General features: G+C 71.3%; 17 protein-coding genes. 1 reads left to right on the top strand and 16 read right to left on the bottom strand.

Annotated features, from left to right (window positions below; all coding sequences use genetic code 11):
• The 13 genes from F1D97_RS11275 to F1D97_RS11215 all read right to left on the bottom strand — a co-directional run bounded on the left by F1D97_RS11275 (position 1) and on the right by F1D97_RS11215 (position 16,497).
• Positions 1-768: a PilN domain-containing protein gene (locus F1D97_RS11275; RefSeq protein ID WP_236120604.1), complete on the bottom strand. Its 768-nt coding sequence runs from the start codon at positions 766-768 to the stop codon at positions 1-3.
• The gene (gene pilM / locus F1D97_RS11270; protein ID WP_236120603.1) at positions 765-1,829 is read right to left on the bottom strand and encodes a type IV pilus assembly protein PilM; all 1,065 of its coding nucleotides are present in this window, start codon (positions 1,827-1,829) and stop codon (positions 765-767) included. The genes F1D97_RS11275 and pilM overlap by 4 nt, the downstream gene beginning before the upstream one ends.
• A gap of 131 nt (positions 1,830-1,960) precedes the next feature.
• The gene (locus F1D97_RS11265; protein WP_236120602.1) at positions 1,961-2,746 is read right to left on the bottom strand and encodes a prepilin peptidase; all 786 of its coding nucleotides are present in this window, start codon (positions 2,744-2,746) and stop codon (positions 1,961-1,963) included.
• 4 nt (positions 2,747-2,750) lie between these two features.
• The gene (locus F1D97_RS11260; protein ID WP_236120601.1) at positions 2,751-4,322 is read right to left on the bottom strand and encodes a hypothetical protein; all 1,572 of its coding nucleotides are present in this window, start codon (positions 4,320-4,322) and stop codon (positions 2,751-2,753) included.
• A 16-nt stretch (positions 4,323-4,338) separates the two neighbouring features.
• Positions 4,339-5,034: a PulJ/GspJ family protein gene (locus tag F1D97_RS11255; protein WP_236120600.1), complete on the bottom strand. Its 696-nt coding sequence runs from the start codon at positions 5,032-5,034 to the stop codon at positions 4,339-4,341.
• Positions 5,027-6,799, bottom strand: a complete 1,773-nt coding sequence (locus F1D97_RS11250) for a prepilin-type N-terminal cleavage/methylation domain-containing protein (RefSeq protein WP_236120599.1) — start codon at positions 6,797-6,799, stop codon at positions 5,027-5,029. Before F1D97_RS11250 ends, F1D97_RS11255 begins: the two co-directional genes overlap by 8 nt.
• 165 nt (positions 6,800-6,964) lie before the next feature.
• Positions 6,965-8,932, bottom strand: coding sequence for a type IV pilus modification PilV family protein (locus F1D97_RS11245; protein ID WP_236120598.1), 1,968 nt, complete (start codon positions 8,930-8,932; stop codon positions 6,965-6,967).
• Positions 8,929-9,708 carry a PilW family protein gene (locus F1D97_RS11240; protein ID WP_236120597.1) on the bottom strand — a complete coding sequence of 260 codons (780 nt, stop codon included), beginning with the start codon at positions 9,706-9,708 and terminating at the stop codon, positions 8,929-8,931. Before F1D97_RS11240 ends, F1D97_RS11245 begins: the two co-directional genes overlap by 4 nt.
• Positions 9,705-10,787, bottom strand: a complete 1,083-nt coding sequence (locus tag F1D97_RS11235; protein ID WP_236120596.1) for a type IV pilus modification PilV family protein — start codon at positions 10,785-10,787, stop codon at positions 9,705-9,707. The genes F1D97_RS11240 and F1D97_RS11235 overlap by 4 nt, the downstream gene beginning before the upstream one ends.
• A gap of 195 nt (positions 10,788-10,982) precedes the next feature.
• On the bottom strand, positions 10,983-11,417 hold the full coding sequence (locus F1D97_RS11230; protein WP_236120595.1) for a type II secretion system protein: 435 nt from the start codon (positions 11,415-11,417) through the stop codon (positions 10,983-10,985).
• Between the two features lie 237 nt (positions 11,418-11,654).
• Positions 11,655-12,878, bottom strand: coding sequence for a type II secretion system F family protein (locus F1D97_RS11225; RefSeq protein WP_236120594.1), 1,224 nt, complete (start codon positions 12,876-12,878; stop codon positions 11,655-11,657).
• Positions 12,878-14,692: a type IV pilus twitching motility protein PilT gene (locus F1D97_RS11220; protein WP_317618860.1), complete on the bottom strand. Its 1,815-nt coding sequence runs from the start codon at positions 14,690-14,692 to the stop codon at positions 12,878-12,880. The genes F1D97_RS11225 and F1D97_RS11220 overlap by 1 nt, the downstream gene beginning before the upstream one ends.
• Positions 14,693-14,823: 131 nt before the next feature.
• The gene (locus F1D97_RS11215) at positions 14,824-16,497 is read right to left on the bottom strand and encodes a GspE/PulE family protein (protein WP_236123577.1); all 1,674 of its coding nucleotides are present in this window, start codon (positions 16,495-16,497) and stop codon (positions 14,824-14,826) included.
• Between the two features lie 197 nt (positions 16,498-16,694).
• Here F1D97_RS11215 and F1D97_RS11210 point away from each other — a divergent pair, with 197 nt between their 5' ends.
• A complete protein-coding gene (locus F1D97_RS11210) occupies positions 16,695-17,567 on the top strand; it encodes an alpha/beta fold hydrolase (protein WP_236120593.1) in 873 nt (290 codons plus the stop codon).
• Positions 17,568-17,669: 102 nt separating this feature from the next.
• On the opposite strand, the gene pyk is transcribed toward F1D97_RS11210, so the two are convergent.
• The 3 genes from pyk to gltB form a co-directional block, all read right to left on the bottom strand.
• The gene (gene pyk / locus F1D97_RS11205) at positions 17,670-19,097 is read right to left on the bottom strand and encodes a pyruvate kinase (protein ID WP_236120592.1); all 1,428 of its coding nucleotides are present in this window, start codon (positions 19,095-19,097) and stop codon (positions 17,670-17,672) included.
• A 119-nt stretch (positions 19,098-19,216) separates the two neighbouring features.
• Positions 19,217-20,686 (bottom strand): glutamate synthase subunit beta, encoded by a 1,470-nt coding sequence (locus F1D97_RS11200; RefSeq protein ID WP_236120591.1) that lies wholly within the window; start codon positions 20,684-20,686, stop codon positions 19,217-19,219.
• On the bottom strand, positions 20,679-25,238 hold the full coding sequence (gltB, locus tag F1D97_RS11195) for a glutamate synthase large subunit (RefSeq protein ID WP_236120590.1): 4,560 nt from the start codon (positions 25,236-25,238) through the stop codon (positions 20,679-20,681). Before gltB ends, F1D97_RS11200 begins: the two co-directional genes overlap by 8 nt.
• Positions 25,239-25,248 lie beyond the last annotated feature (10 nt).

Below are 25,248 nucleotides of genomic sequence, written 5' to 3'. Positions count from 1 at the left end.
TCAGTCCTCCGTGCCTTCGGCGGTCGCCGACTCGTCGGTGCTGTCGGCGTCCTCGGCCGGGGCCACCGGGTCGAACCGGTGCGTCAGCGCTGCCTCGGAGACCTGGACGGTCGACGAGAACGCGTAGTAGTCGCCGTACTCCTCGTCACCGGTGACGGCCGCGGACGCGAGCCACGCGTCCTGGAACCCCGGGACGGAGTTGAGCGCCTTGAGCCACGCGGCCGTGTCCGGCACGGTGACGGAACGGCCCGTGAACGCGATCTGCCCCAGGCTCGGCGACTGCAGGGGGTCCGTCGGGTCTGCAGCACCCGTCATGGGCGTCGCGTAGGTGACGGTGAACGAGTCGATGCTCGCCCCCTCGGGCAGGACGGCTGCGATCGCACCGACGTAGGCCGACCAGTTGACGTCGGTCGCCATCGCGAGCGGAAGGGCCTTCCGGCTCGCGTCGAGCGCACCGAGCACCCTCGGGACCTCCGCGTACTTCGGGTCCGACAGCTGGCCCTGGATCCGCTCCGTCTCGGCGTTCGCAGCGTCGAGCTCCGACTGCGCGCTCGTCGCCTCGAACAGGGAGAACAGCCAGGCGAGCACGCACAGCGCGAGCGTGCCGAGCAGCACGAACACGAGCATGCGCTTGGTCTTGCGCAGGCCGCGGGCCGCGCGGACCTCCGGCGGCAGCAGGTTGACCTGCGGCAGGGTCGTGCCGACGATCGACGGCTGCGACGACTTCGACCTGCCCTTGACGAGGGGCCGCTCCAGCAGCGCGCTCATGCTGCAACTCCGTAGGCGAGTCCGACGGGCAGAGCCACGAACGACTCACGCCCCGTGATCTGGTCGCGGCGCGCGGTCTTCGCCGTGCGCAGCCCCGCGAGCGGGTCGGCGAGCGTCACCGGCAGGCGGCTCGCGCTCGACAGGTACTGCCCGAAGCCCGGCAGGTGCGAGCCGCCGCCGGACAGGACGACGACGTCGATGCCCGCGCCGGGGTTGTTGCCCGCGTAGTACACGAACGTGTTGCGCACCGACTCGACCAGCCCGCGCACGACGTGCCCGATGGCCTCGGCGGCGTCCTGGCGGTCGGGCGAGACCGCGTAGCCGATGCCGATCTCACGCTTGAGCGCCTCCGCCTCGGGGGCCGAGATGCCGCGCGCGGTCGCGACCGCGTTGGTCACCTGCTGGCCGCCCGAGGGCAGCGAACGCACGAGACGCGGGACGCCGCGCGCCGCGATCACGACCGTGGTGATCGTCGCGCCGACGTCGACGAAGGCGACCGTCGCGTTCGCGAGGTCGCCGCGCGCGAGCGCCCGCAGGAGGGCGAACGCGTTGAGGTCGACCATCTGCGGGTGCAGGCCGGCCCCCTCGGCGGCGAGGACGTTCGCGGTGACCGTGTCGCGCTGCGCAGCGACCAGCATGCCGCGCGCCTGGCGGCCCTGCTGACCGTCGGACTCGCCCGTGGGGTAGAAGTCGAGCAGCGCGTCGTCGACGGCCATCGGGAGCATCTCGCCGACCTGGTAGGGCAGCGACTCCTTGATCTGCGCGAGCGGCATCCACGGCACCTCGAGCTCGCGCACGAGCACGCGCTGGTTGCCGACGCCCAGGATCACGTCCTTGGACTCGAACTTCGTCTGCGACCAGAGCTGGCGCAGCGCGGTCGCCACGCTCTCGGGCTGGATGACCTCACCGTCGCGCACGGCACCGAGCGGGACGGCGACCTCGCCGTAGCGCACGAGCGTGGGGGGTGTCTTGCCCTTCGGCCCACCGGCGCCGAACTCGAGCTCCGCCGCGCGGACCGCGGTCGTCCCGATGTCGAGGCCGATGACACGTGTGTTGGCCACGAGTGTCCCTTCATGCTGAGCCGACGAGCGGATTCACTGACGTATCGGGCGCGATCGGTCCCGACTTGAGCCGAATGAGCGAGCGTTCGCCCGGTCCGTCGACGACCATCCGGGCGGCGCGCCGTCCCAGGTCAGAGGCTGCCCAGGTACCAGGACGACAGCGCGGGCCCGACGACGATCCCGAACGCGGCGCCGAGCAGCATCCAGGGGCCGAACGGGATGCGCGACGTGCGGCCCGCGCGACGCATCGCCATGAGCGCGATCGAGAACACCCCGCCGAACACGAAGGCCGCGAACCACCCCACGGCGAGCGCACCCCAGCCGAACCAGCCCAGGTACAGCCCGAGCACGCCCGCGAGCTTGACGTCGCCGAGACCCATGCCGCCCGGCTTCACGAGGACCGTGACGAGGTAGGCGGTGAACATCGCCACGCCGCCGATCACCGCGCGCACGAGGGCCCACCAGTCCGCCTCTCCCCCGGGGTTCGCGCTGCCGAGCGCGAGGAGCACGAGGGCGACGGGGTAGGACGGCAGGACGATGGCGTCCGGAAGCCGGCTGGTGTCGAGGTCGATGAGCGCGAGCGCGACCGAGATCGCCGCGAGGTACAGCAGCGCCGGGAGGACCCAGACGGGTCCCGCCCACCACGCCGTCAGCGCGAACAGCACCCCGGTCGCGAGCTCGACGAGCGGGTAGCGCACCGAGATCGGCTCGCCGCAGTCGCGGCAGCGGCCCCGCAGCACGAGCCACGACAGCACCGGGACGTTGTCGCGCCGACGGATCGCGTGGCCGCACCGCGGGCACGCCGACGGCGGGGAGACGACCGACTCGCCCCTCGGGACGCGCCAGACGACGACGTTGAGGAACGAGCCGATCGCGAGGCCCACGATGCCGGCCGCGACGGCGAGTGCTGCGGTCATGCGCTCAGGGGGTTCCGATCTCGCGCTTGTAGACGACGTCCACGCGGTAGCCCGCGTCCCCCTCGGGCTCGGTCGACGGCAGTTCGACGCCCGGGATGCCGATGGGGACGTAGTTGATGGTCACGGGGTTGCGGAGGTTGACGGTGCCACCGTAGAGCTGCCCCGAGAGCTGCGTGTCGTTGTTCGTGTCGATCGTGCACGGCGTGTACATGAAGACCGTGATGGGCGAGACCGCGAGGCTGCCCGAGTCACCCTTGATGTCACCGATGCCGCCGGAGCACTCCGCGACGCCGTTGGGGTTCTTGTCGGCGACGATGATCCAGAAGTTGTGCTGGTTGCCGTCCGCCGAGGTGACCCGGAAGTTGCCCGTCGAGTAGAAGCTGTTGACGAACAGCACGAGGTCGGAGCGCAGCTTGATGTTCAGCCCGTTCTCGAACCGCGTCTGCGAGCAGTTGCGCGTGTCGAACAGCGTGGGCACCGTGGGGCCGACGAGGGGGCCGTTGAGGTCGTAGCTCGCACCCGCGACGCTGCACTGCGTGCCCGAGGCGTTCATCGACGCCGCCCACGACTGCGCGCCGTTCGCCGCGGCGTTGGACCGGACCCAGCTGCGGTACGCGGCCTGCCGGTCGCCCGAGATCACGAAGCCCGTCCAGTCGTCGGGGCGGTACGTGACCTCCGGAAGACGCTTGGAGACGTACTGCGGGATCTGCGACCCCGCGACACCGGTGCGGATCGCGCCGCCCACCTGGATCGGACCCCACTGCGTGAGCGAGCCGGTCAGGACGATGTCGCCGCCGATCTTGACGCCCGAGTTCATGCGCGCGTCGGCGGTGGCGAACAGCGAACCACCGACGCTCTGCAGGCCACCGGAGTGGGCCTGCGAGATCTCGACGTTCTTCTTGCTCCACAGGTTCCCGGTGATGCGGCACGCGTTCGCCATCCGCACCCCGCCGTTCGCGACGATCATGTTGCCGTTCACCGTGACGTTCGAGTTGCAGTCCACGTCACCCGAGTCGACCCACACGTCGACCTGCGTGTCCGGGAGCGCCGTCGTCACGGTGAACGAGTTCGTCGTGAGGATGCTGTTGGCGGCGAAGATCGCGGCGCCGCGGCCGTTGACGACGGTCGGCGTGAGCGCGACCTTCGACTGCATGGTCCGTGTCGAGCCGTCGCCCGCGGTCGCGGTCGCGGTCACGACCGCGGTGGCCGGCACGCCGCCCGTGACCGCGCCGCCCGCGCACGTGAGCGCGTGGCCGTCCTTGTCGAAGTAGGCGACGTCGGCCGAGCCGCGCACGACCGACGGCGACGTCCCCGTCACCGCGGAGCCCGTCGCGGGCCACCGGCACGGCGTCGTGGTCTCGAGCAGCTCGTAGACGGTGTCGACGACGCCCTCGGCCGAGTGCACCTCGGTGCTGCGCGCCCGGTCCTTGCCCGAGCTGCGGGCCGCGCTGATCACGGTCGCGACGACCAGGACCGCGAGCATCGCGCCCACAAGTGCGACTGCGACCGCGGCCACCAGCACGCTCCCCCGGTCGTCGCGCGCGTCGCCGAGCCGTCGGCGGATCGCTGCACTCATGCTGCTCCTCCTTCTCCTACGGCGCCGGGACGGGCGAGCACGTGTCGGCCGGGTAGCCGAAGATCGTGTTGCGGCCCGTCAGGGTCGACGTGACGGTCGCGGGCTTCGAGCCCTCGCTCTGGTCGGGGTCCTTGACGCGCAGGGTCACCCGGATGGTCTGGGCGGTCGACGACGTCTCCGCGTCGCTGCTCTCGACGAAGAACGGCGGCCACGTCGACGGGTCGTCGACGTCGACGGTCGTCGCGGACGGCTTGACGAGGTCGCGCGCGACGGTCCGCCACGCCTCCACCCCGCCCGTCGACTGCCACGAGGGCTTCCAGGACCGGTACTCGAGCCGGCCGAAGCCGTCGGCGTCGAACACCACACGCCACTGCACGCACTGGTAGACACCGTCGGTCTGCGTGTAGACGCGCAGCGAGTAGTAGGTGTCGGCGCCGGACATGCCGAACGACTCGGCCGCAGGGTCGGAGATCACGTTGCCGGACCGGACCTGCCGGTCGATCTGCATGAGCCCGATCCGGACCTGGTCGGCCGCCTCGGTCCGCGCGAGGTTGTCCTTCGTCTGGCGGGACATCATGAGCATGATCGAGAACACGATCGTCATGAGCCCGATGAAGATCGACATCACGACGAGGAGCTCGGCCAGCGTGTAGCCGGACTCGTCGCCCCGGCGGTCGCGCAGCGCGCGCACGCGCGTCATCAGGTCAGGCACCGGGCGCCGCCTTGAAGCCGGCCGCGGCGCGCGCGGCGCCGAGCGTCGTCGTCGTCACGAACGCGGACACGCCCGAGGGGCCCTCGACGCGGTAGTGCACCGAGAGCGACACCGTGCCCGTCTCGGTCGAGATCGAGCAGCCCTCGCCGGTGCAGCCGGCCGGGTCCGGGGCGGACGCGAGGTCCGTCACCGGGGTCACCGCGACCTGCCCGGTCGCGCGCACCGTGTAGCCGCCGCCGGTCCAGGTGACGGTCCCGGTGCTCGCCGTGACGCTCGTGGAGCCCGTGATCGACACGGTCGTGTACGCGGAGCCGTTCCAGTAGCGCAGCGACCCCGAGCGCGCCGTCACCGGCGCGGCCGTGCGCTGCGAGAGCCCACGCTCGACGCGCGTGGAGTCCGAATAGGACGTGACCTGGATCAGCCCGCTGCTCGCGGCCCCACCGCTCCACGACGCGGACCCGAGCTGGACGGCACCGACGCTGCGCGAGGCACCGGCGGCGACGCAGCCCGGACCGGACACCGTGGAGCAGCCCGTGGCGGCGACGCCCGCGACGCCCGCGAACCGCGCACCCCAGCCCGTGATCGACGACGACGCGACGCGGACGAGCTGCAGGTTGGTGGCGCCCACCGAGAGCGTCGTGGTCGACGCGACCGCGCTCGCCAGGTCGGACGCCGCGCACGGCACGCCCGCGGGCAGCGCCGCCGTGCACTTGGTGACCGTGGACGCGCTGACCTTGGCCTGGCTCCCCGAACCGGGGGTGATCACCATGCGCAGGTCCCCGCCGTCGATCGCGAGCGACCCGGCGACGCCGTTCGAGGTGACCGGCGACGGGTCCGTGGGCGCGGCGCCCTCGGAACCGACGTCGTTCGACGCCTGGTTCTCGACGGCCTCGCCGCCCGTCGACGCGCTCGCCGACGGCGCGCCGGCGGCGGTGAGCGAACCCGCCGCGTGCAGTGCGCTCGACTCGACCGCCGTGGACTGCTGCGCGGTCACGCCGACGCCCGTCTGCCCGCCGCGCATCGTCGCGACCGTGATGTCCGTGCCGGGCAGGATCGGCGTCGTCGCGTCGACCTCCGGGTCGGTCGTCTCACCGCCGAACGCCGCCGTGATCGTCGTCTGCGGAGCCGTGCCGCCCGCGCTCGCGGAGAACAGCGCCTGGCACGCCCCGAGGTACGGCTGGTTGTTCGGGTCGCCGCAGCCGCCGCTCGGGGCGTACGCGGTCGACCGCATGAGCACGTGCCGCTCGTCGGCGGTCTGGTTCGCGCGCCAGGTCGTGATCACCGTCAGGGCGAGCGACTCACCACCCGCCGCGGGACGCGTGACGTACGACCGGGACGTGAAGACGATGCCGGGCGCCTCGGGGTTCGACGTGGCCGTGACGTTGGTGCCGCCCGAGCCCGACAGCGGCGCCTTGTCGGTCGCCTGCGTCGTGCTGGTCACGAGCACCTCGTCGATCATGGGTTCGACGGGCGGGCGCAGCCGTGCGCCGTCGACGTTCGGGTCTCCCCCGGCGGCCGACGCGAACGACGCGTGCAGACCCTTGTTGAGCGTGTTCCAGGGCAGCGCGCGCAGCTCCTCCATGACCTGGTTGGTCACGGCGGTGCCGAGCGTGCGCTGGCGTGTCTGCGCGGTCGTCACGAGCGCGGAGGTCTGCACCGCGGCGAGCCCCAGGAGCACGCCCCCGATGAGCATCATCGCGACGAGGAGCTCCATGAGCGTGAATCCGGAGTCGTCGCGGACGTCGACGCCTCGGTCGACCGTCATGCGCCCTCCCACGTCGGTGAAATCGCTCCCCCGCCGCTGGGCACCCGGAAGCTCGCAGGACATATCGGCGCAGGTCGGGGCAGGCATGAGGGCATGTGACCCGATCGGACGCGCATCTCGTCCTGCGAGACGGGCGAAGCGGACCGTGCAGGCTGAACCGGACCCTCACGACCGCAGCGCAGGGTCCGTGCTCACCTCCCCGGAGTAGCGCAGCGTGTACTTCGCGTTCGCCCACTTGGGGAAGTACGGCGGGGTCGTGAACTGCAGACGGGTGTCGTACTGGTAGAGCTTCGTGTAGCCGTTCTGCGTCCCGCTCACGGTCTGGCCGACGATCCCGCGCCAGCGCTGGGCGATCGAGCCCTTGACCAGGAGCGTGCCCTTGTCGCCGCCCACGTTGTACTTCTGGACGTAGAACGAGTGCTGGAGCGTCTGGATGGAGCCGGCGATCTGGATGCCGTCCGTCGGGTGGTTCGCCGTGGCACCCGGCTCCTTGTAGCGCTTCGGCCAGCCGCTCACCTCACCGACGCTCTCGAGCGTCCCCTTCCACTCGAACTGCGTCGACGAGTACGTCTTGCAGGTGCCGTTCCAGTAGTAGGCGGTGCACTTCTTCTGCGCCTTCATCGTGCCCTGCCGCGGGTGGAAGATCTCGACCGAGTTCGTGGCCACCAGGCCGAGCAGGTCGGTGCCCGTCACGGTGCCGCCCGCGAGGACGAGGTCCCCCGTGACGACGATCGACTGCGCGGACGCGAGGGTGACGCGGCCGTTCACCACGCCCTGCGCGTAGAGGTTGCCCTGGCCGCAGTACTTGGTGAGCTCGGTCATGTTCTCGTCGGCCGTGTACGTCGACGACAGAGAGGTCGGCGCAGCGCCCGTGTACGTGCCGACAGGCAGCGTCTGCCCCGACGGGCCGCCCAGCTCCCCACCGAAGCACTGACGGTTGGCCGTACCCGAGTGGTCGACGTAGACCACCATGTCGGTCGGCACGGGGACGGTCGCACCCGCCGTGCTGTCGAGCGCGCTGAGCGAGCCGCAGCTCGGGGTGGGGCCGCCGGGCACCGGCGTCGCGAGTGGCGGCGTGTCGCCGTTGACCGACTTCTTGTTCCAGACGGTCATCGTGCCGTTCGCGTTGAACACGATCCGCGTCGAGCCGTAGTAGTGGCATCCCGGCGTCGAGGCGAACGCCGCCGAGTTGTCCGGGAGGTACAGCGGATCGTGGTACTTCGGCTTGATGCCGTTGAAGTTGCCGACCGAGCCGGACCGCATGCAGTTCGACTCCCACGACGAGGACGACGCCGTCGCGTTCGCGCACTTGCGGTCCGCGGTCCACACCTGCTTGAGGAACGAGGGCTTCTTCCCGCCGTACGACGTGCCGAGCATCGTGTCGTTCGTGAACACCTCACCGTCGAGCTCGTCGCCGCCGATGAACGTGATCTCCGTGCAGCCCTTGCCCGAGCGGCTCGGGCTGGAGTGCCAGTACGAGGCCGAGCCGGACCCGAGCGAGCCGCACGCGACGACCGACGTCCCGCCCGGGCCGTACGCCTGCACGTTCGCGGGGTCCGCCGACTCGAAGTCCGTGTAGTACACGTAGTCGGTCGAGCCGCCCTTGCCGACCGTCGTGTCGATCGTGCGGAACGTGTCGTTCACCCGGCCCGTGACGACGAGCCGGTACGTGCCCTGCGCGCGCTGCGAGCCGTCGATCGCGTAGTGGAAGTGCGGCGCGGCCGGGTTCGTCTGCCCGGGCTCGACGGGCGACCAGCCGGGCGTCGTCGAGGGGTTCCACCCGCACGAGTTGCTGCTCGACGGCATGGGACCGCGCCACGCGGGGTTCGAGCAGTCCGGCGTGTAGCCGTACGCGTCCATGCGGTTGATGCGGCTGATGAAGTCCTCGACGCCGGACTGCGCGGCCGCCATGGCCGCCGAGTAGTCCTGGTCGTAGCGCGCGAACCGCTGGCTGCTGATCGTGTACGCGAGGCCGGTCATCGCGAGCATGCCCAGGATGAGCATCGTGCCGACCACGACGACGAGCGTCGAGCCCTGCTCGTCGTCGCCCGCCGCGCGCAGGCGCAGCAGGCCGCCACGACGCGAGGCACGCCGTGCGTGCTGCGGGTGTCGGGACCGACGGTCCGTGCTCATTCGTCCTCCCCGGGACGCAGCACCGCCTGCGAGTTCGGCAGCAGGATGCGCTGGATGTAGGTGGTGGGCCCGGTCGAGTTCCGGTCGTGCGACCGGACTCGCAGGGTGAGCTCGATCGACAGCACCTGGTCGATCTGGGCGGCGGACAGCGCCGCGCCCGAGGCGGGCGTCATCCGCTGCCCCGCGTTGTCGAAGTACACGAACGTCGCGACAGGCCCGTCCGTGCGCACCCCCTCGACCAGGACGCGCGTCGTCATCCGGCCCTTGCACGCGGCGCTCGCGCCCGCCGCGAGGGCGTCGCAGTACGTGTAGCCGTTCGCACCCGGCGTCGCCGAGTCCGGGACCTGCACGCGCTCCACGAGCCGCGCCTCACCCGCTCCCGTCGGGTCGAGCATGTACGTGACCTGGCGCGGACCGACGGCGTTCCCCGCGTTGTCGAGGTTCGCGTAGAACTTCATCGCGGTGCTCGACGCGCTCACGAACGCGTCGATCTCCGAGCACACCGACGTCGTGCAGCTGATGAGCTGGCTGGGCTTGACGACCGTGCGGATGACCTTCGTGAGTCGCTCGCTCGCGGTGCGCGTCGCGTCGACCTGGTCCTGCCGCGCGACGTTCTCGGCGTGCACGCGGTGGTAGCCGACCGCCATCGTCGTGACGGCCGCCATGAGGATCGAGAAGATCGTCATGCCGATGAGCAGCTCGGCGAGCGTCGTCCCTCGGTCGTCGACCCCCCTGTCCATGGTCCGCTCGCGCCACCGGCGCACGAGCCCGGTCACCAGGGCACCTCGACGTCGATCGTCGGCGTCCCGGGCCCCTCCGGGCCGACCGTCACGTAGCCGTCGACCGGCGCCGTGACACCGAAGTACGCGCCGTACTGCGTCGGCCACAGCCCCTCGAGCAGCACCTCGTTGTGGTCGGCGACGAGCAGCGTCGATCCGGTCGCCCCCGCGAACTCGGCCGCGACGAGCGTGTAGGGCTGGCCCGCGATCGCCGCGTCGTCGACCAGCGCACCCGACTCGTCGACGAACCGGACCCGCAGCTGCATCGCCGCGTCGTACGCGAACGTCACGTTGTTGTTGAGCTTGCCGCGCTCGACCATCCCGACCGACTTGACCGGCTCCGCCGTGCCCGACAGGTCCACGTGGCCGGCGTCCGCGAGCTTCGCCGAGTACATCGTCCCCGAGCCCGCCGGGTTCACCTGCACGACGGCGCACCCGGTCACGTCCGTCATGCCCGTGCGCGACTCGGACGCGGAGTAGACCACCACGGTGCGGCCCGCGTTGGGCTGCCCCTTCGCGTTCGTGACCTTCACCGCGACGTAGCCGTGGGTCCCGACGACCTTGTCGTCCTTCTTGGGGGCCAGCGCCGCCACCGACGTCACCGGGGCCACCCGACCCATCCCGTCCCACGTGACGCTGACCGCCACGCGCAGCGTCGGGTAGTTCACGACGCTGCCGCCGTCGCACGCCGAGACGCCGGTCCCCGTGAGGTTCCACGCGCTCGTGCGGCGCACGGTGTACGCGGTGCCGTCGACGACGAGCGGCTGGCCCGCGGTCTGACCCTGCAACGGGTGGGGGTTGAGGACGGTGCCCTCGTCCGCGACCGCGGCCGGCGAGTCGGCCGTCCGGGAGAACTCCTCGCGGACGATGTCGATCTCCCGCGCGGCGAGGTTCGCCGCCGCGACGCGCGAGCGGTTGGACACGCCCAGCGCCTGGGTCTGCAGGACGATCGCGATGACGACCGTCGACATCATCCCGAGGACCAGCATCGCCACGACCAGCTCGACCATCGAGAACCCCGCGTCGCCCTGCTCGGCGACGGCGCGGCTGCGTCGTCGCAGCGCACGAACGATCATGTGCCAGGCCTTTCTCCGTACCGCGTGGTTGCGGTCGTCGTCCTATCCAATCCTCGTGGGAATGGTGTGGGAATAGGCAGGAAGAGTGATTCCCACCCGGTACCGCGCCGATTCCGACAACACCGTCGCAATCGGGCACCGAGGGGCGAAGAAAGGGCGGGAGCAGTCGCTCCCGCCCTTTCCGAGCTACCTAGGTCAGCAGGTGCCCTCTTCGAGGCCGCCGGCCGCCGAGTACTTGTAGCCGGTCGCCGCCTTGTCGCCCTTGGCGTTGGTGACGTAGACGCACCAGTCCTGGTCGTCAGCCGCGCCGGTGAGGCCGCCGAACTCGACGTTCTTGGACGCGTTGCCGACGTCCTCGCCGTTGACCTGGAGCTTCGCGTTCGGGGGGGCCGTGATGCCCGCGGTCACGGCGGTGGCGCCGTCCCAGTCGACGAAGTAGGTGGCGATCTCCTTGCCGAGGGTGGAGACGTCGGCCTTGGCCGCCGAGTCCTCGGCCTTCTTGCGCTGGTTGAGGAACACCGGGATCGCGATGGCCGCGAGGATGCCGATGATGATCATGACGACGAGGAGCTCGATCAGGGTGAAGCCCTGGTCCTTCTCCTCCATGGACTTGCGGATGCGAGCGATCATTGCTGAGCTCCTGAAGTCGGGTCTGAATAACGGTTTCAATGCCACTCCGACCCCGGAGGGCCGGTTCAGAACTGCATCCGCTTCATCGTCCGCGGACCACCCCCACTTGAGCGCCGGTTCCCCGCCGTCGCGAGTTTCACCCGAACGGCGCAGACACCCTCGGATGGCACGACTTGGGCGCGGTCCCGACAAAACGGACCGCGCCCAGGTCGTGCGCACGAATGCGACGCACAAAGCTCAGTTGATGAGGTCGAAGATCCCGAAGATCGGCATGTACAGCGCGATGACCATCGAGCCGATGATCGCGCCGATGACGACGATCATGAGCGGCTCGATGAGGCTCGTGAGCTGCTCGGTGGTCGACTCGACCTCGTCGTCGTAGAAGTCCGCGACCTTGCCGAGCATCGTGTCCAACGCACCGGTGTCCTCACCGACGGCCATCATCTGCACGACCATGGGCGGGAAGACCGTGTGCTCGCCCAGCGGCCCGGCGAGGGACTCACCGCGCCGCACCGACTCCTGCACGTCCTTCGCTGCGCGCTCGATCACGGTGCTGCCGCTCGTCTCGCCGACGACCTCGAGCGCCTGCAGCAGCGGCACGCCCGAGTGGATCATGGTGCCGAAGTTGCGCGTGAAGCGCGCCACCGCGATCTTGCGGAACAGGTTGCCGAACACGGGCAGCTTGAGCTTGATGGGGTCGAGCCGCTCGCGGACCGCCCGGTCGTTCTTGTGCTTGCCCCACCAGACCGAGAACACCACGAGCCCCACCACGAGCGGCCCGATGATGATCTTCAGCGCCTGCGACAGGTTGACGAGGATCTGCGTCGGCAACGGCAGCGTGCCGCCGAGCGTCGTGAACATCCCCGAGAAGACCGGGACGATGAACAGCAGCATGCCGATCGACGCGAGGATCGCGAAGACGAAGACGACCACGGGGTAGGTCATCGCCGACTTGATCTTGTTGCGCAGCTTCACCTCGGCCTCGAAGTTGTTCGCCACCGAGACGAGCGCCTTGTCGAGGAAGCCGCCGACCTCGCCGGCCTTGACCATGTTGATCATGAGCGGCGGGAACACCTGCTCGTGCTTCTGCAGCGCGACCGACAGGGCGCCACCGACCTCGACGTCGCTGCGCACCTGCCCGATGATCTTGGCGAGCGCCTTGTTCTCGGTCTGCTCGGCGAGGATCGACAGCGCGCGCAGCAGCGACAGGCCCGAGTCGATCATCGTCGACAGCTGACGCGACATGACCGCGAGGTCCTTGAGCGAGATCTTGTCGCCGCCGATGCTGATCTCGCGGTTGAGGCCCGAGGAGCTGACCTCGGAGATCGAGACCGCCGCGAGACCCATGTCCCGCAGACGGTTGGCGACCGCTGCCTGGTTGGGCGCCTCGACGCGGCCCTTGACGAGCTTGCCGGACTTGTCCCGGACCGCGTACTCGAACGTCTTGGCCTCGGCTGCCATCACATCACCTGTCCGGGGTTCATGGGAGCGCCGAGCATCGCCTCACCCGTGAGCACGGGGTCGGCGACGTTCGCGCTGCCCTGGGTCGCGCCCGAGAACCGCCCGGTGAGCCGGTTGAAGTCCTCGGCGTGGTGCGCCTTCTCGAGCCCGACCTCGTACGAGATCTTCCCCTGCTTGACGAGCTCGGCGAGGTGCTGGTCCATCGTGTGCATGCCCTGCTTCGCGCCGGCCTGCATCGACGAGTAGATCTGGTGCGTCTTGCCCTCACGGATGAGGTTGCGGATCGCGGGGGTCGCGACGAGCACCTCGGTCGCGACCGCGCGGCCCGGGCCGTCGGCGCGCTTGCACAGGGTCTGGCAGACGACGCCCTGGATCGCACCGGCGAGCTGCGTGCGCACCTGGTCCTGCTGGTGCGCGGGGAACACGTCGATCACGCGGTCGATCGTCTGCGCCGCGTCCTGCGTGTGCAGCGTGGCGAACACGAGGTGACCGGTCTCGGCCGCGGTCAGCGCGACCGAGATCGTCTCGAGGTCACGCATCTCACCGACCAGGATGATGTCCGGGTCCTGGCGCAGCACGTGCTTGAGCGCGTTCGCGAACGACAGCGTGTCCGCACCGACCTCGCGCTGGTTGATGAGCGACTTCTTGTGCCGGTGGAGGAACTCGATCGGGTCCTCGACCGTCATGATGTGGTCCTCGCGGGTGCGGTTCGCGAGGTCGACGATCGCGGCGAGCGTCGTCGACTTGCCGGAACCCGTCGGACCCGTGACGAGCACGAGCCCGCGCGGCAGGCCGGCGAAGTTCGCGACGACCGCGGGGACACCCAGGTCCTCGAGCGGCTTGATCTCGTAGGGGATCACACGGAACGCGGCACCGATGGACTCGCGCTGCTGGTAGAGGTTCACGCGGAACCGCGCGAGGCCGCGCACGGCGTGCGAGAAGTCGAGCTCGAGGTTCGCCTCGAACGTCTCGCGCTGCTTCTGCGTGAGGATCGCGTACAGCGCGCGGCGCAGCGGGTCCGGCATCAGCGGGCCGAAGCCCTCGAGCGGCTTGAGCGAGCCGGAGATCCGCACCATGGGCGGCGCGCCGGTCGTGAAGTGCGCGTCCGAGGCCCCGAGCTCGACCATCTTCGCGAGCACCTCGTCGACCTGGACGTCGCCCTCCTGGCGCTCCTGCGCCATGCCGACGCGCGCCGCACCGCGCTCGCGCTTCGGCGCGCCCGCTCCCCCGGGCGCACCACCCGCGGGAGCCGCCGGCCCCGAGGGTGCCACGGGAGCCGCGGGGGCCGCGGGGGCCTGGGGAGCCGGCATGAACGCCGCGCCACCCGGCACGGCGGGCGCCGCGGGCAGCGGTGCGGAGGGCAGCGGTGCCGAGGGGAGCGGTGCGGAGGGCGACTGCGACGGGACGGGGTTGAACGTCCGCGTCCCACCCGGCGTGAACGTCGCGGGACCGGCGGGGGCGCCCGTGCTGTCCGGCGTGAACGTGGCGCCCGAGAACGTGGGGTGCGCGGGCGTGCCAGCGGCCGAGGCCTGCGCGGGACGGAACTGCTCGCGGACGGCCGCGACCGACTGCGGTGCGCTGACCGGGGCCTGCGTCGACACGCGCAGCGGCGCCCCGGGCGCGGGCTGCGCCGGCACGGTCGGCAGCGGCTCCGCGGGCGCGCCGGGCGCCACGGGGTGCGCGGTCGACTGCGACGGGATCGGCGAGAACACCGTCTGCCCCGGGGCCGCGGGCGCGCCCGCCTGGGGGCCGGCCGGGCGGTAGGGGGGCAGGGGTCGCGCGGGCTCGCCCTGCGGCTGGTAGTACTCGCTCACGTCATTCCCCTCTCGGGAGTCGCGCGTCCCGCGACCTCGCGTCGGGCCGAAAGCGGCCACGGTCGGTTCATCGGCGGTCGTCAGGCCCGACTTGAGCGGATCACACCGGACGTATCGCCCCTTCGTGCAGGTCAGGCGACGACGCGCAGGATCTCCTCGATCGACGTCAGTCCCATCGCGACCTTGTACCAGCCGTCGTTGCGCAGCGAGATCATCCCCTGGTGCACCGCGGTGCTCGCGATGTCCGCCGCGGAGGAGTGCGCGACGGCGTGCCGCTCGATCTCCTCGGTGACGCGCATGACCTCGTGCAGCGCGAGCCGGCCCTTGTAGCCGGTCTTCGAGCACGTGCTGCAGCCGCCCGGCCGGTACAGCTCCGGGATCGGCTCCCCCGGCACCCACGGGAAGCGCGCGGCCTCCATCTCGCCGGGCGTCGGCTGGTAGGGCACCTTGCACTTCGGGCACAGGCGACGCGCGAGTCGCTGGGCGACCACGCAGTCGAGCGCCGAGCCGACGAGGAACGGCTCGATGCCCATCTCGGTCAGACGCGTCACGGCCGACGGTGCGTCGTTGGTGTGCAGCGTCGAGAGCACGAGGTGACCGGTGAGGGCCGCCTCGACCGCGATCTGCGCGGTCTCGTGGTCACGGATCTCACCGAGGAGCACGACGTCGGGGTCGGAGCGCAGGATCGAGCGCAGCGCGGCGGCGAACGTCAGACCGGCCTTCGGGTTGACCTGCACCTGGTTGATGCCCGCGAGCCGGTACTCGACCGGGTCCTCGACCGTGATGACGTTGATGTCGGGCTTCGAGACGGCGTTGAGCGTCGCGTACAGCGTCGTCGACTTGCCCGAACCGGTGGGGCCGGTGACCAGGATCATGCCGTACGGCTTGGTGTACGACTCCTTGTACGTCTCGTAGTTGTGGTCGAGGAACGACAGGTCGCGCAGGTCGAGGCTCGCCGTGGAGTTGTCGAGGATGCGCATGACGATCTTCTCGCCCCACACGGTCGGCAGCGTCGCCACGCGGAGGTCGATCTTGCGCCCGTTGTGCATGACGGACATGCGGCCGTCCTGCGGCTTGCGCTTCTCGGCGATGTCGATGTCGCTCATGATCTTCACGCGCGAGATGACGCCACCGGTGATGTTCTTCGGCGAGCGCTGCGTCTCGTGCAGCACGCCGTCGATGCGGTACCGCACGCGCAGGTCGTGCTCGGTCGGCTCGATGTGGATGTCGGACGCGCGGTCGGTGATCGCCTGCGTCACGAGCAGGTTGACGTACCGGACGATGGGCGCGTCGTCGTCGACGATGTCGCCCATGCGCGACAGGTCGGCCTCGGGTTCCGGCTGCGACTCCTCGAACGCCGACGAGAGGTTCTCCATCTCGCCGTCGGCGCGCACGTACCGGTCGATCGCCCGCACCATGTTGTCGTACGTGGAGATCACGGGCGTGACCTGCATGCCGGACACCGAGCGCACGTCGTCGACCGCCATGACGTTGCCCGGGTCTGCGGTCGCCAGGATCAGCACGCCGTTCTGGATCCCGACGGGCAGCACGGTGTACCGGCGGCACAGCGCACCCGGGACCATGGACACCGCGGCCCGGTCAACGGGGTACTCGTCGAGGTCGACGAACTGCATGCCGACCTGCGCCGCGAGGGCCTGGACCAGCTGGTTCTCGGTGAGCATCCCGAGCTCGACCAGCGTCCGGCCGAGCGACCCGCCGGACGTCAGCTGCTCGTCCAGGGCGGACAGGAGCTGCGCCTCGGTCACCAGGCCTTCCTCGAGCAGGATCTCGCCCAGCTGCTTCACGGCACCTCCCATGGCACGACGGTCGTCTTCGCACCTATCGGCACCCGGCGGCCCACGCCTGAGGTGAACGCGCAGATCCCGACGAGCGGCGCACGTCACCGTGGGGTCCGGGGCCGCGTGTCACGCCCTTCGGGACGACGTGCGCAGGTCCTGTGCGCACCGTCCGCTCTCCCCCGCCGTTCCCAGGTGCCGCGCGTATGCTCACCGCACCTCGCGACCCGGGAGAGATCATCAGCAGCACCCCGCACGGCCCGTCCGGTACCACCACCCCGGTCGCCGCACCCGCCCTGCCGCACCAGCGCACGCCTGCCGACGGGCGCGCGCCCTGGGACCGCACGCACGACGCCGTCGTCGTCCCCGAGGTCCCCGAAGTCGTCGTGGCCGCCGCCGTCGCCGCCTCGCACGCCGAGTCCGGCGGCGCCGGCTCGGCGCGCCCGATCGTCATGGTGCACGGCACGCGCACGTCGTCGGCGATCTGGGCACCGCAGGTCGCCGAGCTCGAGCGGCTCGGGCACCCTACGCTCGCGATCGACCTGCCCGGGCACGGCGCCCGCGCACACGAGCGGTTCACGCTCGACGGCGCGCTGGAGGCCGTCGACGCGGCGGTCCGCTCGTTCGGCACGCCGCCCCTGCTCGTCGGGCTCTCGCTGGGCGGCTACGTGAGCCTCGCGTACGCCGGCCGCCACGAGCGCACGATCGCCGGCGTCGTCGCCGCGGGCTGCTCGACGCAGACCCGCGGACCGCTGCTGCGTGCGTACCGCCGCGTGTCCACGTGGGTGACGGACGCGCTGCACCTGGGCGGCGGGACCTGGTACGTCGTGACCGACATGCTCGCCGCGCTCGCGACCTGCTCCCCGCTGGCCGACCTGCGCCGCCTCAGCCTGCCCGTCTGGCTCGTCAACGGCCGGCGCGACCCGCTCCGGCTCGAGGAGCGCCGCTACCTGCGCGCGCACGCCGGCGCACGGCTCACCGTGGTGCCCGGCGCGGGCCACGACGTCAACACGCACGCGCCGCAGGAGTTCAACCGTGTCCTGGTCGCCGCGCTCCAGGAGCTCGCGCCGCGGTCCTGACCCGCGCGGGGGCTGCGCACCGGCTCCCGCACGACGAAGGCCCGCGCCGACCGGACCGGTGAGGGTCGGGCGGAGCGGGCCTCCGTGTCAGGCGGTGCCGCGTCAGGCGACGCGGTCCGACTCGTCGCCGATCTTGTGCACCACGATCGAGTTCGTGGACCCGACGACGCCCACCGGGGCACCGGACACGACGACGACGTAGTCACCGGTCTCCGCGAGACCGTGCGCCTGCAGCGTCTTGTCGACCTGGTCGACCATCTCGTCGGTGCTCGCGACCTGCGGCACCTGGTACGTCTGCGTGCCCCACGACAGCGACAGCACGTTGCGCACCGACTCGACCGGCGTGAAGGCGAGCAGCGGGATGGGCGAGCGCAGGCGCGACATGCGGCGCGCCGAGTCTCCGGACTGCGTGAACGTCACGAGGTACTTCACGCCGATCCGCTCACCGATCTCGGCCGCGGCGCGGGTGATCGCGCCACCGCGCGTGTGCGGCGTCGAGCCGAGGGGCGCGATGCGCTCACGGCCGAGCTGCTCGGTGGCCTCGATGATGCGCGCCATCGTGCGCACCGTCTCGATCGGGTAGTCGCCCACGCTGGTCTCGCCCGAGAGCATGACCGCGTCCGCGCCGTCGAGCACGGCGTTGGCGCAGTCGGACGCCTCCGCGCGCGTCGGGCGCGGGTTCGTCGTCATGGACTCGAGCACCTGCGTCGCCACGATGACCGGCTTGGCGTTACGGCGCGCGAGCTCGACCGCGCGCTTCTGCACGAGCGGCACCTGCTCGAGCGGCAGCTCGACGCCCAGGTCACCGCGGGCGACCATGATGCCGTCGAACGCCTGCACGATCTCGGCGAGGTTCTCGACCGCCTGCGGCTTCTCGATCTTGGCGACGACCGGGACGATCCGGCCCTCCTCCTCCATGATCTGACGCACGCGGTCGTAGTCCGCGGCGTTGCGCACGAAGGACAGGGCGATGAAGTCCGCGCCCTGCGCGAGGCCCCACCGCAGGTCGGTCTCGTCCTTGTCGCTCAGCGCGGGCACGGACACCGCGACGCCGGGCAGGTTGAGGCCCTTGTTGTTGGAGACGCGGCCCGGCACCTCGACGCGCGTGACGACGTCATTGCCGTTGACCTCGACGACGCGCACGAGCACCTTGCCGTCGTCGATGAGGATCGGGTCGCCCGGCTTCACGTCGCCCGGCAGGCCCTTGAACGTCGTCGAGACGCGGTCCTTGGTGCCCTCGACGTCGTCGGTCGTGATGGTCAGCGTGTCGCCGACGGCGACGTCGTGGCCGCCCTCGATGAAGCGACCGAGGCGGATCTTCGGACCCTGCAGGTCCACGAGCACGGCGACCGAGCGGCCCGAGGCCTGCGCCGCGGCACGGACGTTCTGGATGACCTTGGCGTGCTCCTCGGGCTCGCCGTGGCTCCGGTTGATGCGCGCCACGTCCATGCCGGCGTCGACCAGCGCCTGGATCATGTCGAGCGACTCCGTGGCCGGGCCGAGGGTGCAGACGATCTTTGCTCTACGCATGAAGGCGAGCCTATGCCTTTCGGGTATGTCTGGCCGGTCCGAACGTCCTGACAGGTCAGGGCGCCGTCCCGGTAGTGGACCCGGCGTGTCTGGACGACTCGCCGGGCTGGGGGGTGGGTTCAGGGTCGCAGGGCCACCGTGTCGGCCTCGACGGGACGCGGGAGCTCCGTCGCGCCGGACAGGTAGGTGTCCACCGCGGCGGCCGCCGCGCGGCCCTCGGCGATCGCCCACACGACGAGCGACTGGCCGCGGCCGGCGTCACCCGCGACGAACACGCCGGGGACGGCGGTCGCGAAGTCGTCGGTCCGCGCGAACGCGCCGCGCGGCGTGACCTCGACGCCGAGCTGCTCGACGACGGCCTGCGTCTCCGGGCCGGTGAAGCCCATCGCGATGAGCACGAGGTCCGCCGGGATGTCGCGCTCGGTCCCGGCGGTCGGCACGCGGCGGCCGTCCGGCAGGTACTCGGTGGTCGCCAGGCGCAGCGCGCCGACGCGCGAGCCCGTCTCGTCGGGCAGGAAGCCGACGGTCGACGCGAGGTACGCGCGCTCACCGCCCTCCTCGTGCGAGGACGAGACCTCGAACAGGATCGGGTCCGTGGGCCACGGCTGGTGCGCGGGGCGCTCCGTCGGCGGCTTCTTGCCGATGGCGAGCGTCGTGACCGACGCGGCACCCTGGCGCAGCGCGGTGCCGAGGCAGTCCGAGCCGGTGTCGCCGCCGCCGATGATGACGACGTGCTTGCCCTCCGCCGTCACCTGGCCCTCGACGGTCCTGCCCGCGGCCGCGGCGTTCGCCGGGTGCAGGAAGTCCATCGCGAACATCACACCGTCGAGCTCGGTGCCCGGGACGCGCAGCTCGCGCGGCACGGTCGCACCCGTCGCGATCACGATCGCGTCGTAGCGGGCCTGCAGCTGCGCCCACGTGACGTCGCGGCCGATCTCGACGCCGGGCCGGAACCGCGTGCCCTCGGCCTCCATCTGCGCGATGCGCCGGTCGATGTGGACCTTCTCGAGCTTGAAGTCCGGCACGCCGTACCGCAGCAGGCCGCCGATCGCGTCGTCCCGCTCGTACACCGCGACGGTGTGACCGGCGCGCGTGAGCTGCTGCGCGGCGGCCAGACCGGCCGGGCCCGAGCCGACGACCGCCACCGTGTGACCCGTGAGCCGCTGCGGCACCTGCGGTGTGACCAGTCCGCGGTCGAACGCCTCGTCGATGATCGAGACCTCGACGTTCTTGATCGTCACCGGCGGCTGGTTGATGCCCAGCACGCACGACGACTCGCACGGCGCCGGGCAGATGCGCCCCGTGAACTCGGGGAAGTTGTTCGTCGCGTGCAGGCGGTCGATCGCGTCCGCCCACTGCCCGCGCCACACGAGGTCGTTCCACTCGGGGATGAGGTTCCCGAGGGGGCAGCCGTTGTGGCAGAACGGGATGCCGCAGTCCATGCAGCGGCCGGCCTGCTCCTTGAGGTACGGCTGGCCCTCCTGCAGGTGGGCGTGCACGTCCTTCCAGTCGCGCAGGCGCACCTCGACGGGCCGGTTCGGCGGGAGCTCGCGCTCCCGCACCTTCAGGAAGCCACGGGGGTCAGCCACGCGCCACCTCCAGGATCTGGTCCCACACGCCGGGCGCCGTCGGGTCGAGGCCCTCGGCCTCGGCCTGCGCGAGCGCACGCCGGACGCGCGAGAACTCGGTGGGCAGGACACGGGTGAAGCGCGAGCGCCAGTCACCCTGGAGCAGCTCGACGGCGACCGGCGAGCCGGTCTCCTCGGCGTAGCGCCGCAGCAGGTCGCCGACGACCGCGGCGTCCTCGTCGTCGAGCGGCGCGAGGGACAGCTCCCCGGTGCGGACCGCGTCGGTGTTGACGAGCTCGGTCTGCAGGTCGACCACGTAGGCCGTGCCGCCCGACATGCCTGCACCGAAGTTGCGGCCGGTGCGCCCGAGGACGACGACGGTCCCGCCGGTCATGTACTCGCACGCGTGGTCGCCCACGCCCTCGACGACGAGCGTCGCACCCGAGTTGCGGACCGCGAACCGCTCACCGGTCAGGCCCCGCAGGAACACCTCGCCGGACGTCGCGCCGTAGCCGATCACGTTGCCCGCGATCACGTTGTGGCTCGACGAGAGCACCGCGCTGCGGTCGGGCCGCACGATGATGCGGCCGCCCGACAGGCCCTTGGCGACGTAGTCGTTCGCGTCGCCGAACAGCCGCAGCGTGATGCCGCGCGGCACGAACGCGCCGAACGACTGGCCGGCCGAGCCCGTCAGCGTGACGTCGATCGTGTCGTCGGGCAGGCCCTCGCCGCCGAATCGCCGCGTGACCTCGTGGCCGAGCATCGTGCCGACCGTCCGGTTGACGTTGCGCACGGGCAGCGCGATCCGCACCGGCTCGCGGCGCTCCAGGGCGTCGGCCGACAGCGCGATGAGGCGGTTGTCGAGCGCGCGCTCCAGGCCGTGGTCCTGGTTCTTGGTGTGGTGCAGCGCCGAGCCCGGCTTGGGCTGCGGCACGGCCAGCACCGGCTCCAGGTCGAGACCCTCGGCCTTCCAGTGCTCGATCGCGCTGCGCGTCTCGAGCAGCTCGACGTGACCGACGGCCTCCTCGAGCGTCCGGAACCCGAGCGCCGCGAGGTGCTCGCGCACCTCGGTCGCGATGAACTCGAAGAACGCCTCGACGAACTCCGGCTTGCCCGTGAAGCGCGCGCGCAGCTCCGGGTTCTGCGTCGCGACGCCCACCGGGCAGGTGTCGAGGTGGCAGACGCGCATCATGACGCAGCCGGACACGACGAGCGGGGCGGTCGCGAAGCCGAACTCCTCCGCGCCGAGCAGCGCGCCGACCACGACGTCGCGGCCCGTCTTGAGCTGGCCGTCCACCTGGACGACGACGCGGTCGCGCAGGTCGTTGAGGACGAGCGTCTGCTGCGTCTCGGCCAGGCCGATCTCCCACGGCGTGCCCGCGTGCTTGAGCGACGTCAGCGGGCTCGCGCCCGTGCCGCCGTCGTGGCCCGAGATGAGGATGACGTCCGAGTGCGCCTTGGCCACGCCCGCGGCGATCGTGCCCACGCCGAACTCGGAGACGAGCTTGGTGTGGATCCGGGCGCGCGGGTTCGCGTTCTTCGCGTCGTGGATGAGCTGCGCGAGGTCCTCGATCGAGTAGATGTCGTGGTGCGGCGGCGGCGAGATGAGGCCGACGCCCGGCGTCGAGTGCCTCGTCTTCGCGACCCACGGGTACACCTTGTGACCGGGCAGCTGACCGCCCTCGCCGGGCTTGGCGCCCTGCGCGAGCTTGATCTGGATGTCGTCGGCGTTCGTGAGGTACTCCGACGTCACGCCGAACCGGCCCGAGGCGATCTGCTTGATCGCGGAGCGCCGCTCCGGGTCGTGCAGGCGCTCCGGGTCCTCGCCGCCCTCGCCCGTGTTGGACTTCGCGCCGAGGCGGTTCATCGCGATCGCGAGCGTCTCGTGCGCCTCGGCCGAGATCGAGCCGTAGGACATCGCGCCCGTGCTGAACCGCTTGACGATCTCGCTCACGGGCTCGACCTCGTCGAGCGGCACGGGCTCGCGCACGCCCTCCTTGAAGGCGAGCAGACCGCGCAGCGTCATGAGGCGCTTCGCCTGGTCGTCGACGCGCTGCGTGTACTGGCGGAACACGTCCATCTGGCGCGTGCGCGTCGAGTGCTGCAGGCGGAAGACAGTCTCGGGGTCGAAGAGGTGGTCCTCGCCGTCCCGGCGCCACTGGTACTCGCCACCGACTGCGAGCCGCTGGTGCGGCTGGCGGTTGCCGGACGCGGGGTACGCGTCGGCGTGCCGCGCCGCGACCTCGGCCGCGATGACGTCCAGCCCGATCCCGCCGAGCCGGCTCGTCGTCCCGGTGAAGTACCGGTCGACGAGCGCCTGCGACAGGCCGATCGCCTCGAACACCTGCGCGCCGCGGTACGACGCGATCGTCGAGATGCCCATCTTCGACATGACCTTCAGGACGCCCTTGCCGAGCGCCTTGATGAGGTTCTTGACGGCCTTCTCGGGCGTGACGTCGCCGAGGTAGCCGTGCCGCGAGAGGTCCTCGACGGTCTCCATCGCGAGGTACGGGTTGACCGCGGCCGCCCCGAACCCGATGAGCAGCGCGACGTGGTGCACCTCGCGCACGTCGCCGGCCTCGACGACGAGCGAGATCTGCGTGCGGGTGTGGCGCCGCAGCGTGTGGTGGTGCACCGCGCTCAGCAGCAGGAGCGACGGGATCGGCGCGAGCTCCGCGTCGGAGTTGCGGTCGGACAGCACGACGAAGCTGACGCCGTCGGCGACCGCGCGGTCGACCTCGGCGAAGATCTCCTCGAGGCGCGCCTCGAGCGCCGCTCCCCCGCCGGACGCCTTGTACAGGCCGCGGATCGTCGTCGTGCGGAACCCGTGGCGGGGCTCCTTGTCGACGTGCACGATCTTGGCGAGCTGGTCGTTGTCGAGCACCGGGAACGGCAGGACGAGCTTGCGCGCGTGCTCCGGGCCGTCGGCCAGCAGGTTCGGCTCGGGGCCGATCGCGCCGCCGATCGCGGTCACGAGCTCCTCGCGGATCGCGTCCAGCGGCGGGTTGGTCACCTGCGCGAACATCTGCGTGAAGTAGTCGAACAGCAGCCGCGGGCGCTGCGAGAGCACCGCGACCGGCGTGTCGGACCCCATGGCGCCCAGCGGCTCGGCGCCGGTCGCGGCCATGGGCGTGAGGAGGATCTTGAGCTCCTCCTCGGTGTACCCGAACGCGCGCTGGCGGCGGCGCACCGAGGCGGCGGAGTGCGCGACGTGCTCGCGCTCCGGCAGCTGCTCGAGGTAGACCGAGTTCTCCTCGACCCACTGCGCGTACGGGCGCTGCGCCGCGAGCTGGGACATGACCTCGGCGTCGGCGATGATCCGGCCCTGGCCGGTGTCGACGAGGAAGAACAGGCCGGGCTCGAGGCGGCCCTTCGCGACGACCGACGCGGGGTCGATGTCGAGCACGCCGGACTCCGACGCGCACACGACGAGGCCGTCCTCGGTCACCCAGTAGCGGCCGGGGCGCAGGCCGTTGCGGTCCTGCACCGCGCCGATGAGCGTGCCGTCGGTGAACGTCATGGCGGCCGGGCCGTCCCACGGCTCCATGAGCGTCGAGTGGTACTCGAAGAACGCGCGCGTGGCGGGATCCATCTGCGCGTGGTTCTCCCACGGCTCCGGGATCATCATCATCACGGAGTGCGGCAGCGAGCGGCCCGACAGGTGCAGCAGCTCGAGCACCTCGTCGAAGCTGCCCGAGTCCGAGCCGCCGGGCGTACAGACCGGCAGCAGCGGGGCGAGGTCGCCGAGCTCGTCGGACGCGAGCATGCCCTCGCGGGCGGCCATCCAGTTGCGGTTGCCGCGCACCGTGTTGATCTCGCCGTTGTGCGCGACCATCCGGAACGGCTGCGCGAGCTCCCACGACGGGAACGTGTTCGTCGAGAAGCGCGAGTGCACGAGCGCGATCTCGGACGCGTAGCGCGGGTCGGACAGGTCCGCGAAGAACGGCTCGAGCTGGCCGGTCGTGAGCATGCCCTTGTACGTGATGGTGCGGGCCGACAGCGACGCGAAGTAGACGCCGTGCTCGCGCTCCGCGCGCTTGCGCAGGCGGTACGCGCGGCGGTCGAGGTCGATCCCGGACAGCTCGCGCGACGGGTCCGCGACGACGAGCTGGCGGAACACCGGCATCGACGCGCGCGCCGTGGGCCCGACGAGGTCCGCGGTGACGACGACGTCGCGCCAGGCGAGCACGTCGAGCTTCTCCTCGGCGGCCACGGCCTCGATCGCGGCGATCGCCGCGGTGCGCTCGGCCTCGTCCTGCGACAGGAACGCCATGCCGATCGCGTAGTAGCCGACGGGAGGCAGGTCCGCGTCCACCACGTCGCGCAGGAACGCGTCGGGGATCTGGGTCAGGATGCCGGCGCCGTCGCCGGAGTCCTCCTCGGCGCCGACGGCGCCGCGGTGGTCCAGGTTGAGCAGCGCGGTGAGCCCGGCGTCGACGATGTCGCGCCCAGGAGTTCCGCGCAGCGTCGCGACGAACGCGAAGCCGCAGGCGTCGTGCTCGGCCGACGGGTCGTACAGGGGGTACGCCGCGTGGTCGAGCGACGTGCTCGGCAGACCGCTGGGCGACGTCATCTCTACCGTC

This window comes from Cellulomonas palmilytica, assembly GCF_021590045.1.
GTDB classification, from domain to species: domain Bacteria; phylum Actinomycetota; class Actinomycetes; order Actinomycetales; family Cellulomonadaceae; genus Cellulomonas; species Cellulomonas palmilytica.
Note: the sequence above shows the minus strand (reverse complement) of the source record. Positions and strands in the feature narration are given on the sequence as shown.